This is a genomic window from Cupriavidus sp. C2SS-8b (genome assembly GCF_057073745.1).
Genome location: NZ_CP172718.1, coordinates 602,792 through 617,002 on the forward strand (window position 1 = coordinate 602,792; position 14,211 = coordinate 617,002).

A 14,211-nucleotide genomic window follows, 5' to 3' on the forward strand; every position below is an offset into this window, starting at 1 on the left:
CCGCTCGTGTCATTGGTTGACGGTCACATGGGCGTTCTTCACGACGCTGCGCCACTGGAGCACTTCCTTGTGCAAGGTGTCGCGGAACTGGTTTGAACTTCCGCCAACGAGTTCCAGGCCCCCCGCCGATTGCAAGCGCTCTTTCAATTCAGGCGAGTTTTTCAGCAAGTCATTCATTTCGCGATTAATCCGCTGAACGATCTCCGAAGGCATTCCCTTTGGCCCCATCAGCCCAAAGAACAAGCTGCCGTCGTAGTCCTTTAGGCCCGCCTCCGCAAAGGTCGGCACCTCTGGTGCTAGTGGCGAGCGTGACTGGCTGGAGATGGCGAGCGCGCGGACGCGCCGAGCCTGAATGTTAGGTGCAGCTAGCAGGATGGTGTCCATCACCATGTCGATCTCGCCCCCGAACAACGCAGCGACAGCCTGCGAATTGCCGCGGTACGGTACATGAGTGAATGATGTGTTCGTTAGTGTCGCTAGATATTCGGTGGCCAGATGTGATGAGCCGCCAACGCCGGAGGAGCCGTAGTTGATCTTTTTAGGATGGCTACGCGCATATGCCAAAAGCTCGCTCAGCGTTTTGGCCTGGAAGTCATTCCTGACCAGCAATACGGTAGGAAGTCGGCCCACTAGCGCAATGGGAGTGAGATCTTTTTCAACGTCGAACGAGAGTTTTGGATACACCGCAGGGTTGACAGCGATCGCGCTGGAGACGGTCAGTAAGGTGTATCCGTCTGGCGCAGAGCGGGCAACGGCCTCCGCGGCGAGGCTGCCACCCACGCCTGTCTTATTTTCGACAACGATCGACTGGCCAAGTCGTGCCGACAGGTACTGAGCCACCACGCGCGCCACCGTGTCTGTGGCACTGCCGGCGGAGAAGCCGACGAACATTTTGATGGGCCGATTTGGATAGGTGCCTTGCGCGAGCAGGGGGCCGCTGGTGAGGGCCACTCCGATGAGAGCCAGCACGGCGGTGCAAAAAGCTCGATTGATCAATAACAGCATCTCGGTCTCCTTCTGTTTTGAGTCTCTTATGGTGGTGTTGCCCAGCCCGCGACCAAATCCGCAACGCGTCAGCGGCTTGTTCCTAGGCAGTGCCCTCAATGGGTCCCGCTTCGGACTCCACTATACGACAGGACTACAAAATTGCAAGCAATATTGTAGTCTGTGAAGGATACTAAAATGACGGCAAATCCAGTTCGGGGGCGGTGCCGAAGAGCCGAATGAGGCGCTGGCGTGATGTGGAGTCGGCGCAGAACGAAGCAACGCGTCGACGGTGCCGCGGCCGAAGTTGACTTCATTGGTGGCGAGAACCCCGATAGTCTTCTCCCGACCCCTATGCGCAGGTCTCGACTTTGCACAGGTGACCGGTCGCTGATGCGCCAGCTCAGATATGGCAGGTCGCGCCGGAGCGCGGCCGTCGTCGTGACGAAATCATCGCGATTTCTGGCTCGTTGACCCTGCTGGGGGTAATCGTACTTTTCGTGCAAAATCTGGCGGTTTCCCCGAAAGCCTTTATCCACAACGCTTTCCGGCAACCCCACACCTGTTGGCCGCTACGAATGAGAGGAGGGCGTAACATATCCGCCCGCGATTCGGATCGCGCCATCTCGTTGGGGGCAAGGGATGCCTGGCTTGGGATTTCGCTATGTGGGAACTGACCGGTTGCCGATTCGGCTGTCGGAATTCGATGTGGAGCGATATTTCGCTCTGACCGACAGCGACGTCGCAGCGCTAAATGAGCGCTTTCGACACGATCGGCGCGCCGGGGCGGCCATCCAACTGGTATTCCTACGCGCAAGCGGGCATAGCCTCGGCCAAGTCAGTACGCTGCCGCGCCAGTTGCTTCACCACATCGGCCAGCGGCTCGGCTTGCCGACGCCAACGATCGCATCGCTCCGGACCCTATATCGCCGGTACAAGACGCTCTATGACCACCTGATCTGGGCCTGCGGGTATCTGGGCTTGAAGTCGATCAGGCCGGACCAGTGGGCAGACCTCGAAGCATGGATGCGCCAGGATGCCGAGGAATCGCTCACGCTTGACGAACTCCTCCAGCATGCGAACTACTGGCTGTACGAGCGAAGGATTCTGATTCCCGCTGACCGGACGTTGCGGGATCTCGGGCGATCGGTCTGGGCTGAGATCGAGCGCAACACGCTCGCCCTGATCGAGGGGACCGTCCCTGAGACGCAACTGAGGCGCGCCGACGCAGCACTATCGAGCCAACACGACACCGCCGGCATAACCGTTCTCGACTGGCTCAAGACGCCGCCGGCCCGACACAGTCTGACGACGCTCACTGAAACGCAGGAGAAGATTCGGTTTCTCAAGGAGATCGGGGTCCACACATGGACGCTGGACACCGTGCCGATCGATAAGGAGCGTGCCTGGGGACAGCGGATTCAGGCGCGCCGACCGGTGAAGACCCGCGAACTCAAAAGGTCGACTCGCACTCTTGAGCTGGTATTTTTCCTACGCGTGACGCTGCTCGAGTTGACCGATTCGCTGCTCTATCAAATCGGACGCCGCGTTTCCGATCTGGTTCGGCACGCTTACAACAAGACCGCAACGAAACAGGCTCACTCTGCAGTTGAATATCGACAACAACTGGTCGCGATCAAAGCGCTCGTTGGTGACAGCACACGCCCGGCAGAAGTCCGAATTGCAGAGATTGGAACACTGCTTGGGGAACTACCGGACGAGCCTCGTGCCAGCCATGCAGCCAGCGTGCGAGAGACGCTGACTGATGATCACCGGCGCATCCGTAGTCTTCTTGCACCCCTATGTGAACTGGAGTTGTTGGGTCGGGACACGGAACCAAGCCTGCAGCAACTCGAGCTTATCGCCAGGCTGCACGATAGCGGCGCGACAGAGTTACCCATTGACCACGGAGTGCCAATTAGCGCCAAGTGGCGCGTCTTGGTCGACTGCGACGATCGCAAGCGGGCTCTGCGCGCTCTGGAAGCCGCCGCGATCACGAGCTTGCGCAAAGATCTGCGCCGCGGGTCCGTGTGGATCAACCATAGTCTGTCCTTTCGTGAACGCGACCAGATGCTGATTCCGCCGTCAGATTGGGAGTCCGAGCGAGGCCGATACCTATCGTTATTAGGTCTACCAGCTACAGCGGAACCCTTTCTTGCGCGATTGACGGAGAACCTGAAGGCCGGCCTCGCCGCGCTGGAGGAGGCTCGCGAAGCTGGCCGCGTGACAATCGGCAAGGATGGCGCTCTGCATCTCTCGGCATTCGACGCGCTACCGACGGATGGGATACCTAGGCGCACACGCGACCTGCTGTTCAAGGCGATCGGCCCGGCGCAGTTTGCGGACTTGATGATGGAAGTGGATGTCCGCACGGGCTTTAGCGAAGTACTGCTGGCGCGGAAGGCACGCGATGCCAAGGAACTTGTCTCGCTCTATGGTGCGCTAATGGCACATGGCACCGAGATCGATGCGAAGGGCGTCGCCGCCATGATTCAGCAAGTCGATGCTGCGGCGATTTCGAACACCATGCGTGTTCTCGAGATGTCGGGGCGGCTGTCGCGCGCCAATGCGCGGGTGGTTGAGTTTCAACGTACGCACCCCATCACAGAATTGTGGGGAACTGGACAGCGCGCCTCGAGCGACTCGATGAGCCTGGACACCTCACCTCATCTTTATTACGCTCGTGTCGATCCGCGCAGGCGGACCCACGCAGTCGGGATCTATACGCACGTTCTGGACCAGCACGGCATCGTGTACAACCAACCCATCGTCCTTAACGAGCGCCAGGCGGGGGTTGCTATTGAAGGGGCAGTGCGCCACAGCGACACGCGCGAAGATGGCGGCCTGCTCGCGCTTGCCGTTGATACACATGGGTATACGAGCGTGGGAATGGCGGTTTCGAAGCTGCTCGGCTTCGATCTATGTCCTCGGCTTCGCAATTTGTCGGAGCGCAAGCTCTATCTGCCACGGGATATGGACGTGGCCAAAGATCTTGCTCCCATCGTGGATCATGGCATCTCACTGAAGCCCATTCGCGACGGCTGGGACGGGCTGCTGCGGCTGGTTGCATCCATCAAGTCAGGGCGTGTCAGCGCCGTCGTCGCGTTGCAGCGATTCGGCAGCGCAGCCCAAGGGGATCCGATTTATCGGGCGGCGGAACAACTTGGCAAGCTGCTGCGGACCCTGTTCCTGTGCGACTATTTCAGCAACGTCGAGTTTCGCCGGGAACTGCACGCGCTGCTCAATCGCGGCGAGTCGGTACACGAGCTCCAGCGTACGATTTACACGGGTAAGGTCGCACCGGAGCGTGGCCGTCGTCGTGACGAAATCATCGCGATTTCTGGCTCGTTGACCCTGCTGACCAATCTGGTGATTGCCTGGAACACGCAGCGCATGCAGGCGACAGTCGACGCGTGGCGCGGCAAGGGGCAGCGAGTCGAGGACGATTGGCTGCGCCGAATGGGGCCGGCGCATTCGGCGCATGTGAACTTTCGGGGCACGTTGCGATTTCCCCTCGAGCAGTACCAGGACATGCTGCTCGAAGCGGCGCCCTGGCAGCGTGCGGCAGAATCGTGAGGGCCACCTTCAAGGAGGAGGCAAGATGGACATCAATACCGACGCGATCGACGAGGTTGTCCTCGCGCTGCTCTACTTGAATTTATGCGGGGAGAATCGGGCCTGGCGGAGCTTTGACTGGGACGCATTGAACCGTCTGCACGAGAGAGGGCTCATCGGGGATCCGGTGAACCGCGCGAAATCGGTTTGGCTAACGGAGGAGGGCTTAGGCGAGGCCGAACGGTTGTTCGCGAAATACTTCGTCCGCCCTAGCGTCTAGCAAGTGGATACCGGGCGCATGTGATCTCTCGCACACAGACCGCACAAGGGCTGCGCCTGTGGCGCAAGGCTGGCGCAAGGCTGGCGCCAGATTTTGCATCGAAAGGATACAGACAGGTGAGGTGGATAGTTTCTTAACACTTTGATTTGTAAAGGTAACTATCGGGTCACCGCCAGATTTTGCACGGAAAGTACGATTACCCCACCTGGGTGCTGCACAAAATGATCGATGCCAACCCGACGCATCCCAAGGTGCCGGACGCCATGATCGCGGTGGCCAATAATCAGCTCGAGTCCGGCCAGAAGGATGCCGCGCGCAAAACGCTGGAACAGGTGGTGGCCAAGTATCCAGGTACCGAAGGCGCGCGTGCGGCGAACAAAACCGGTTGAAGACGCTGAAGTAAGGGCACGGGCGGCTTCCAGCCAGCCCGCACCGCATGCCGAAGGCTCCCCGCCTTGCGCGCCCGCAACACTTCGCTGAATTGGTACCCGATGACAGCGCGGCGACGTTCAGCCTCTTCTGACCGTAGCGCGCTCGACCAGCGTACATGGAATGACGATATCCGCGGGGCGCAGTTCCCCGCTCATTTGCTCGCATAGTAGCGCGACGGCGCTGTCGATCATCGGGGCCAGATCCTGGCGCACGGTGGTCAGTTGGTACCCCGCCCAGGCAGACTGAGGTACGTCATCGAAGCCAACGACTCCCACCTCTTCCGGCACCTTCCGCTTCAACTCGTGGCGCAGCACGTCCAGGGCCGCAATGGCCATATGGTCGTTGGCCACGAACAGAGCATCCGGCGTGACCGCGGCGGTAAAGAGGCGCCTGGTGGCTTCTTGCGCGCAACGGAAATCATATTGCCCCACTTCGCGGTACAGCAGGGGCACCTTGCGTGCTGCGAGCACATCTAGAAATCCGCGTTCGCGCTGCTGGCTTGTCGAGGCGTTTTCCAGTCCGGTCAGAAATGCGAGGCGCGTATAGCCACGGTCAAGGAGCAGATTCGCGGCCATGCGGCCGCCGGCGTAGTTGTCGGATGTCACCGAACTGATCTTGTGCTGGCCGCGGCGCGGGTGATCCAGTACCCGATTGAATTGCACGACGGGAACGCCAAGATCCGCGCAGCTCTTTGCGAGCCGTGGTGACAGGCTGGCCGACGCCAGGATGATGCCTTCGACCTGATAGTCGAGGATATCGGCCAATACCCCATCGGCTTCTTCGTCGACTTCGGCGATGAACATCAGCACGTGATAGCCGGCTTTCTGCAAGGTCTGCGAAAGCCTTTCGATCACCAGAGGATAGAACTGGTTCTCGAGATAGCTCATCACCAGGGCCACAATGCGGCTACGTCGCGTGATCAGGCTGCGAGCGAGCGCGTTGGGCCGGTAGCCAAGCTTCTTCGCAGCGGCCAGGACCTTACGCCGCGTTTCTTCGGAAACGCTGGCCCCCGGCGTGAAGGTGCGGCTTACCGCCGACTGCGAAACGTTGGCGAGATCGGCGACATCCTGGGCACGGGGCGCTGTTTTCATCCTGCGGTCCATCCTCCATCGAGCATCAGGGCGCTACCGGTCATCAAGCTTGAGGCGTTGCTGGCCAGAAACACCACGGCGCCCGTGATCTCGTGCATCTCGCCTACGCGTCCCAATGCGATGCGGTCGCATACCCATTGCCGGAATCCGGGCTCGGCGAACATGGGTGCGGTCATCGGTGTCTCGATGAACGTCGGGCAGATCGTATTGATCCGGATCCCGGCGGGTCCGAGTTCCCATGCGAGCGCCCGGGTCATGCCTTCCACCGCGTGCTTGCTCGCACAGTACAGCGACCGGCGTGGGCTGCCGACATGGCCCATCTGCGATGACACGTTGATGATCGAGCCCGGCATGCTGGCCGCAATGAGCCGGCGCGCCACGGCTCTAGCCACGTAGAACGTCGACTTGAGGTTGAGCTGCAAGACGGCATCGATGTCGTCGTCGGTGAGTTCGATTAATGGGCGGGGCCGGTTCATCCCCGCACTGTTGACGAGAACATCGAATGGAGCGCGCACATCGAGTGCCCGATCCACGGCCGCAGAGTCGGTGACATCGAGAACGAGCGCCTCGCAATCGATGCGCTCGGCGCGCATGGCATCGCACGTCGCTTCCAGTTCTGCGGCGCGTCGCGCAGCGATCGTCACGCGGGCGCCCGCGCGCCCGAGCGCGACGGCGGCGGCAAGGCCGATTCCGCTGCTGCCGCCGGTCACGAGCGCCTGGCGCCCGCTCAGGCTGAAATCGGGTGCGGAGGGCAATGCCATCACGATTGGGCCTCGACGGGCTGGTACCAGGGGAGTTCCGGACGGTCGCCGTACCGGCGAACACGAATATTCGCCTGTTCACCGTGGCCCGCGAAATTCTCCATATGGCACAGGCGGGAGCAATATTCGCCGATCGCCGCGCTGGCCTCATCGCTCACGACACGCTGATAGGTACAAGTCTTTAGGAACTTGCCGACCCACAGGCCGCCGGTATAGCGCGCGCTGCGGTTGGTCGGCAGCGTGTGGTTGGTGCCGATCACCTTGTCTCCGAAGCTGACATTGGTGCGGGGACCGAGAAACAATGCGCCGTAGTTCGTCATGTTGTTGAGGAAGAAGTCCGGATCCCGGGTCATGACCTGCACGTGCTCCGAGGCGATTTCGTCGGCCACCTTCAGCATCTCTTCTTCGGTGTCGCAAACGATGACTTCGCCGCAATCGGCCCAGGCTTGCGCGGCGATCGAAGCGGTCGGCAGGATCTTCAGCTGGCGCTCGATCTCGGCTATCGTCTCCCGGGCGAGCTTCTCACTATTGGTGAGCAGGACTGAAGGAGACGTGGGGCCGTGCTCGGCCTGGCCAAGAAGATCGACGGCGCAGAGTTCGCCGTCCACGCTGTCGTCCGCGATGACGAGCGTCTCGGTCGGGCCGGCAAACAGGTCGATGCCGACACGTCCGAAGAGCTGGCGCTTGGCTTCGGCGACGAACATGTTGCCGGGGCCGACCAGCATGTCGACGGGCGCCACGCTCGCTGTGCCGACGGCCATCGCGACTACCGCCTGTACCCCGCCCAGGACCAGGATTTCGTCCGCGCCGGCCATGTCCATGGCCGTGACGATCGCCGGATGCGGCCGCCCCTGATACGGGGGCGCCGTGGATACCACGCGTTGCACACCGGCGACCTTGGCGGTCAGCACGCTCATGTGCGCCGAAGCAAGCAACGGATACTTCCCGCCGGGAATGTAGCAGCCCACGGCATTGATCGGGATATGCCGGTGCCCGAGCACGACACCGGGCAGCGTCTCCACTTCCACGTCGGTCATCGAGTCGCGCTGAATCTGCGCGAAGTTGCGCACCTGCCGCTGGGCGAACGCGATGTCTTCGATCTCCCGCGCCGAAAGCTGCCTGCGTGCCGCTTCGATCGCGGCGCGCGACAGCCGGAAATCAGCGGGATCCCAGTTGTCGAACTGGCGACTGTACGCGCGAACGGCCTCATCCCCTTTCGCTTCGATCTCTTGAATGATCCCTTCGACGGTTGCGCGCACCTTGGCGTCGCTTGCGGACTTGGCGGCCGGCGGCCGGCCCTGCTTGAGGTATCTGATCATGGGTGCATTCTTTGGATAACGTCGTTGAAGGCCTGCAGGTGAGGGTACTTTTGCGGTCTTGCATACGTATGCAAATTAACGTTAACCCTTAGGGTCTGTTCACAATTGAACTAATGGTCCGAAGGCACAGGCAAGCGATGCGAAGACAAGATAGCTGTCAGCTCGCTTGTCATACCGAGTGGAGACACGGCGAAAATGCTTGATGCGGTTGAAAAAGCGTTCGACCAGATTGCGAGTGCGATACAGGGCCCGGCTGTAGCGTCGCTTGCTGATCCGGTTCGAGCGTGGCGGAATGACGGCCTTGGCCCCTGCGGCTCGAATCGCCTGCACGAAGGCGTTGGCGTCGTAGCCCTTGTCCGCGATGACTACTTGAGCGCGCAGGCCCTCGATCAACTCTGTCGCACAAGTGATGTCGGCAGCCTGACCTTCGGTGAGGATCAGCCGCAGCGGTCGGCCAATAGCGTCGATCGCCAGATGCAGCTTGGTACTCAGTCCGCCGCGCGAACGTCCAATCGCTTGCGGGCCACTTTTTTTAACGCGCCCGCCGAATGTTGGTGCGCTCTCACGATGGTCGAATCGATCAAGATGTGTTCGATCTCCCCCTCGCCGGCCACCGCGTGTGCGACTCGCTGCCAGACGCCATTGCGCCGCCATCGCGCGAAGCGCATGTACACGGTGTGCCAGCGGCCGAACTCCGCGGGAAGATCGCGCCATGGACTGCCCGTGCGGCCGATCCATAGCACCGCTTCGAAAAACCAGCGATTGTCGGCAGCCGTTCTTCCGCGATCGCCTTCCTTGCCAGGCAGGATGTCCTTGATCTTGTTCCATACATCGTCGCTCAACAGCGTCCGGACCATCTTGCCTCGCTTCGCAAAAGGCAAGATGTAAACACATCTGCTCAAATGTAAACAAGCCCTAGTCGATCTGCCATGCAGGCAAGTCCGGCATGCCTGGAATAGCTTATTGAGGCTCGGGTGACCCGTCAGACGTTTCTTGAGCCAGTGCGTAACATAGCGCCGCTGGTGCTCGGCCATTGGGCCGAAGCCGAGGGCTTTAAAGACCACATTTGGTGCCTTGCCAATGCATCCTTCGAATCGCGGGCTGACATCGCCCCAGGATCCTCCTCTCGTCACAACTCTCGCCCGCGGTCTGGCGGTCCTTGAAACGTTCGCGACGGGCCGTCATCTCAGTAACGTTGAGATTGCCGAGGAAACCGGACTACCCCGCGCGACGGTGACGCGCTTGACGCTGACGCTGTCAGCGTTGGGATATCTGGGACGCGACACGCATTCCCGGAAGTACTTCGTGGGTGCAGGTTTGCTTGGACTCAACGCCGCGATCCATCGAAATCTCGGGGTGCAGACGATTGCGCGGGAACACATGAAGAGATTGATGCAGGATCTGCGGATCTCAGTTGGGATGGGTACGCGCGACAGGCTGAATGTCGTGATGTTGGAAGCAGTCCGATTAGATCAGCGCGACCGAGTCGTTCTGGTTGATGCCGGATCAACCCTCTCCATGCTGGCGACGGCGCTGGGGATGGCCTATCTTGTCGCAGCCCCGCTCGCAGAACGTACCCACCTGCTCGAACAACTCCGGGTGACTCAGCCGAGTGACTGGGCGACAGCTCGCGCAAATGTGGAACGCGCCCATCGCGAGTACGACAAGTATGGGTTCGTGGTTTCGTTGCGCTCATCGTCTCGCTCGATCAATGCGGTTGGCGCGCCGCTGGTCATGTCCGACGGCGGGGGCATTTACACGTTTACCTGCGCTGGCGCGCCACGCGACGTACCTCGGGATCGATTAATCGCGGATGTCGGCCCAAACCTTGTCGCGATGATCGACGCGATTCGCAGCGATTTGCAGCATTTTCCACCAGTGAGGGTGATAACCCAGGACGCCGGCGCAGCCGGGAAGTAAAACCTCAGTGTCCTGCCCCGCAGACACAAAGCCTTATTAATCAAATAGATACAGCCTTGATGTCCATCAGGCGGTCTTAAGACAGGTTTTCCCTTTACGGTTTCGCGGACGGCACGCAAGAATCCAACACACGAAATTGTTGGCCGTTGCTCAACCACATCAGCGGTCGGGTCCTCAGACCACCAAACCGGGAAACGTGACATGGCATATCTGGACTTGCATCAGCATATTTGCCTCCTTGAGGAGCGAGGTCTACTCCATCGCATCAACCGTCCCGTCGACAAGAATACTGAACTCCATCCTCTTGTCAGGCTGCAATTCCGCGGACTGCCGGAGGGCGCACGCAAGGCTTTCCTGTTCGAGAATGTCACCGACTGCCATGGCACTACCTATCCGTTTCCTGTATTGGCTGGCGGGCTGGCACCAAATCCACAGATTTATGCGATTGGCATGCAATGCGCAGCAGAGGAAATCCACGCGAAGTGGGTTGATGCGGTTCGTCGACCCATTCTCCCCACGGAGGTTCGCGAGGCGCGATGCCAGGAAGTCGTACATATGCTGGATGAGAATGCGCCGGCCGGGACGGGGCTGGATCTCTTTCCAATCCCGATCTCCACACCGGGGTACGATCCTGCCCCGTTTCTGACGTGCGCGCACTGGATCAGCCATGATCCCGTCACGGGAGCCAGGAATGTTGGCAACTATCGGGGCCATGTGAAGGCGCCCAACCGGACTGGCTTGACATTGCTAACACCAACCCAGGGAATCGGCCCGCATTGGGAAGCGGCCAGGAAGCTGGGCAGGCCGCTGGAGGTGGCCATTGTTGTGGGCGCCCCGCCGGTAGTCACTTATGCTGCAGCCAGCAAAGTACCCCCGGGCTGCGATGAACTGGCTGTGGCCGGTGCAATAGCGGGTGAATCGATTCCGGTAGTGCGCTGCAAGACCGTCGACGTTATCGTCCCAGCGGATGCTGAAATCGTGATTGAAGGCACGATCTCCATTGATGAGATGGAGCCGGAAGGGCCGTTCGGTGAGTTTCACGGCTATGTTCACCCCACTCAGTTCGCCAAGATCATGAACATCAAGTGCATTACGCATCGGCGCAATGCGGTGTTTACGTCGCTGGTAAGCCAAGTGTCCCCTAGCGAGAGCAGCGTAATGCGGCGCCTGGGAACGGAGCCGATGTTTCTGCAGCACTTGCAGGAGACAATGGGGATCCGGTCGGTGAAGCATGTTTCGCTGCACGAACCGTTGCTCTCAGTGCGAAAGCTCGCCGTGATTCAGTTCGATCGGCCTCATTCCGATCAGGTTCGCCGCGCCTTGCTTGGCGTTGCAAGTCTTGTGGCCGGCGGCGCCAAGATGGTGATCGCGGTTGACCACGACATTGACGTCCAGGATCTGACCAGTGTTATGTGGGCGGTCGGCGGGCGTAGCAAGCCGCACAAGGATGTGACGATCCTTCCGAATTTCATGCTGGGAAAATCTCCGCCGTATCAAGACATTGACGAAAACGGCTTCGTGAAAGCATCAACGGATGTCGAAGATTCAGTCATGTTGATTGACGCGACGATGAAGGGACCATTTCCTCCCATTGCTCTACCCAAGCGCGAATACATGGAGCGAGCGCTCGACATCTGGACTGAACTCGGCCTGCCGTCTCTTGATCTCAAGAATCCATGGTACGGATACGACCTCGGCAACTGGAGCGATAAGCTTGACAAGGCCGCTGCCGCAGCAGTTGAAGGCAACTATCGCAGCTACGGCGACCAATTGAAGTCCATGCGTAGGCCACTGTCCGATAATAGTGGTCTCTGAGGCTGAGTACGGATATGCAGAAACTCAAAGTGATTCTTTGGCTCGTGGCGGCCATGGCAATACCAATTGGCAACGCGGGCGCACAAGACTGGCCACGCAAGCCTATCACGGTGATTCTCCCGTTCGCGCCGGGCCCGGTGGATTCCAATATTCGTATGGTGGCGGAAATGGTGGGAAAGATCCTTGGACAACCGCTGATCATCGACAACAAGCCAGGTGCGGGCATGCGGCTCGGTACTGCCGCATTGCTGCACGCACTACCGGATGGCTACACCCTCGGTGTTCTGACGTCGGCCAATGGCGCCATCATTCCGGCATTGGAACCGAACGCCTCGCTGCGAGATCCTGTCCGGGATCTAACGCTGATTTCACTGGCATTTGATGGCACCTTCGCATTGCTGGTCCGTTCCGACCTTCCCGTGACAAACGTTCCCGAACTGGTCCGGCTGGCAAAGTCGAAGCCGAATTTATTGAACTACGGTTCTTCCGGTGTCGGAACGGCCGGCCATCTCTGGTTTGAAATATTCCAGAGCGCAACCGATACAAAATTCGTTCACGTGCCATATAAGGGGGAAGCCCCTGCACTGCAGGATCTGATTGGTGGTCAGACGCAGGCCATGATTGGTAGTACGACTCTGGCCAGGCGGTTTATGGCATTTGATTACACACATCTCAGTCGTCAAGTTCACGCGCGTACCTGAGGCCTGCGGCGAAATCCACCACTCGCTGCAGGCCTTGCCAGATAGTCTTGACTCCGGGTTCGCCGTCGCCTTTGCGCGCCAGGAAGCCACCGAGCATAGCGACCAAGCGCACGACTTCGTTCAGACGCGGTGACGTCTTCGGTGGTTTCTTCTTGTTGAGAATGAATGCCGCGCGCCATTCATCCCGCTCGAACAGCAGTCCTGCATCCAGGTCCGGGCAAGTTCGGCCCAGTCGCATCAACCGAGCGATGCGCCATGCCACCACCATGAACAGTGCCAAGGCACGCTCAAGCCGCGCCATCGATGCGAGTTGCAACGCCTCGACCCGACAGCCGTTCTTGAGCACGTGAAAGAACAGTTCCACCTCCCAACGCGCGCGGTACCAGTCAATAAGCTGCGCCGCTGCGTCAAGGTCGCCCACCTCGCGATTACTCAGCAGTCGCCATTCAATCGGTTTGACGCCGGCCGGCGGGTCGACCTCCCGGGCGACGATACAAGTGGCACTCACCACGCCGCCTGCAGCATCAGGCAACGCGACACGTTGCGCCCACACCTGCTGCCGTACTGCGCGCGCCGGCTGAGCCTGACGGGCTGCCAGCGTAAAGTGAATCCTGCCCACTGGCTCACCCGCGGTTACCTGGTCCCACAGCTTGCCGCCGCCAGGCAAGGTGCGATTGTGCTGCGAGCGCAGTAACCAATCCGCCGGGTGGCCCAACTCCTTTGCTTTGACCATCAGCGCCATGATGTCCGATTCCCGGTCAGCCACATAGACGAGTCGCGTGGCAGGCAGTGCGGCCGCCTGTTCGGCGACCCGCTCATATCCTTCGGTCCAGCGGGTACTTTCCTTGATGCCGGGGCGCACGCCATCCGCACCCTTGGGCTCGCGTGCCCACATGTAGGCGTCAAGCACGCCCAGCGGTTCGCGCGCTGGCGTTACCGCGTATGTCGGGTGCAGATATAGCCCGCGTTGCGCCTCATACGACAGCGGTCCCAAGCCGGCGATGGCCTGGCCGTTAAAGTCCAGCTCCGTGGTGTCTTGGATGCATAGCACCACTTCGCAAGCTCGCATCCGCTCGGCTGAGTTCTGCCAGTGGGGAGCCAGAATATCGCGCCAGTCCAGTTCATCCTGAGCCAGGAAGCGGTATGCCGCAGCCGTTTCCGCCCAGCCGCCGCATGCGCTGGGGATGCTTGCCGCCGGCTTCTCTGCGAGCCGCTCCGCTAGCAGCACCGCCCGCTTGTTCAGGCGCTGGTCGCCCAAGTCAATGTCCTTGAATTCTGCCGCTGCCCAACTCGTTGCCTCTCGCTTCATGTGCCGCCCAAAATGCAAGAGTGAACGACAATCCGAAAGAGTTT

The 14,211-nt window shown here is 60.2% G+C and carries 11 protein-coding genes and 1 pseudogene; 6 read left to right on the top strand and 6 right to left on the bottom strand.

From position 1 onward, the window contains the following. Positions 1–9: 9 nt before the first annotated feature. Complete coding sequence (locus ACIGJB_RS32405; protein WP_483734949.1) at positions 10–1,005, bottom strand: Bug family tripartite tricarboxylate transporter substrate binding protein; 996 nt, start codon at positions 1,003–1,005, stop codon at positions 10–12. Between the two features lie 621 nt (positions 1,006–1,626). Between ACIGJB_RS32405 and ACIGJB_RS32410 the strand changes: the two genes are divergently transcribed. The 3 genes and pseudogenes from ACIGJB_RS32410 to ACIGJB_RS32420 all read left to right on the top strand — a co-directional run. Next, positions 1,627–4,560 carry a Tn3 family transposase gene (locus tag ACIGJB_RS32410; RefSeq protein ID WP_483734950.1) on the top strand — a complete coding sequence of 978 codons (2,934 nt, stop codon included), beginning with the start codon at positions 1,627–1,629 and terminating at the stop codon, positions 4,558–4,560. 25 nt (positions 4,561–4,585) lie between these two features. Continuing rightward, positions 4,586–4,819, top strand: a complete 234-nt coding sequence (locus ACIGJB_RS32415) for a DUF6429 family protein (RefSeq protein WP_483734951.1) — start codon at positions 4,586–4,588, stop codon at positions 4,817–4,819. A gap of 194 nt (positions 4,820–5,013) precedes the next feature. Continuing rightward, positions 5,014–5,222, top strand: a pseudogene (locus ACIGJB_RS32420) (tol-pal system YbgF family protein); the annotation flags it as partial. Between the two features lie 106 nt (positions 5,223–5,328). Here ACIGJB_RS32420 and ACIGJB_RS32425 read toward each other — a convergent pair. The 4 genes from ACIGJB_RS32425 to ACIGJB_RS32440 all read right to left on the bottom strand — a co-directional run bounded on the left by ACIGJB_RS32425 (position 5,329) and on the right by ACIGJB_RS32440 (position 9,279). Continuing rightward, complete coding sequence (locus ACIGJB_RS32425) at positions 5,329–6,342, bottom strand: LacI family DNA-binding transcriptional regulator (RefSeq protein ID WP_483734952.1); 1,014 nt, start codon at positions 6,340–6,342, stop codon at positions 5,329–5,331. Then, positions 6,339–7,103: an SDR family NAD(P)-dependent oxidoreductase gene (locus ACIGJB_RS32430; protein ID WP_483734953.1), complete on the bottom strand. Its 765-nt coding sequence runs from the start codon at positions 7,101–7,103 to the stop codon at positions 6,339–6,341. The genes ACIGJB_RS32425 and ACIGJB_RS32430 overlap by 4 nt, the downstream gene beginning before the upstream one ends. Beyond that, the gene (gene hisD, locus ACIGJB_RS32435; RefSeq protein ID WP_483734954.1) at positions 7,103–8,422 is read right to left on the bottom strand and encodes a histidinol dehydrogenase; all 1,320 of its coding nucleotides are present in this window, start codon (positions 8,420–8,422) and stop codon (positions 7,103–7,105) included. Before hisD ends, ACIGJB_RS32430 begins: the two co-directional genes overlap by 1 nt. Before the next feature lie 99 nt (positions 8,423–8,521). Further along, positions 8,522–9,279, bottom strand: a protein-coding gene (locus ACIGJB_RS32440; protein ID WP_483734955.1) for an IS5 family transposase whose coding sequence is annotated in 2 segments (ribosomal slippage) — positions 8,522–8,949 and positions 8,949–9,279 — 759 coding nt in all. Because the reading frame shifts where the segments join, the coding sequence is not laid out codon by codon here. A gap of 223 nt (positions 9,280–9,502) precedes the next feature. On the opposite strand from ACIGJB_RS32440, the gene ACIGJB_RS32445 reads away from it, so the two are divergent. The 3 genes from ACIGJB_RS32445 (at position 9,503) to ACIGJB_RS32455 (ending at position 12,858) form a co-directional block, all read left to right on the top strand. Continuing rightward, positions 9,503–10,342, top strand: coding sequence for an IclR family transcriptional regulator (locus tag ACIGJB_RS32445; RefSeq protein WP_483734956.1), 840 nt, complete (start codon positions 9,503–9,505; stop codon positions 10,340–10,342). Positions 10,343–10,543: 201 nt separating this feature from the next. Beyond that, positions 10,544–12,157: a UbiD family decarboxylase gene (locus tag ACIGJB_RS32450; protein WP_483734957.1), complete on the top strand. Its 1,614-nt coding sequence runs from the start codon at positions 10,544–10,546 to the stop codon at positions 12,155–12,157. Between the two features lie 14 nt (positions 12,158–12,171). Continuing rightward, entirely contained in the window at positions 12,172–12,858 is a 687-nt protein-coding gene (locus ACIGJB_RS32455) for a Bug family tripartite tricarboxylate transporter substrate binding protein (RefSeq protein WP_483734958.1), read from the top strand. Here ACIGJB_RS32455 and ACIGJB_RS32460 read toward each other — a convergent pair. Continuing rightward, entirely contained in the window at positions 12,830–14,167 is a 1,338-nt protein-coding gene (locus ACIGJB_RS32460) for an IS4 family transposase (RefSeq protein ID WP_483734868.1), read from the bottom strand. The two genes, ACIGJB_RS32455 and ACIGJB_RS32460, sit on opposite strands and share 29 nt — an antisense overlap. Between the last annotated feature and the right edge of the window lie 44 nt (positions 14,168–14,211).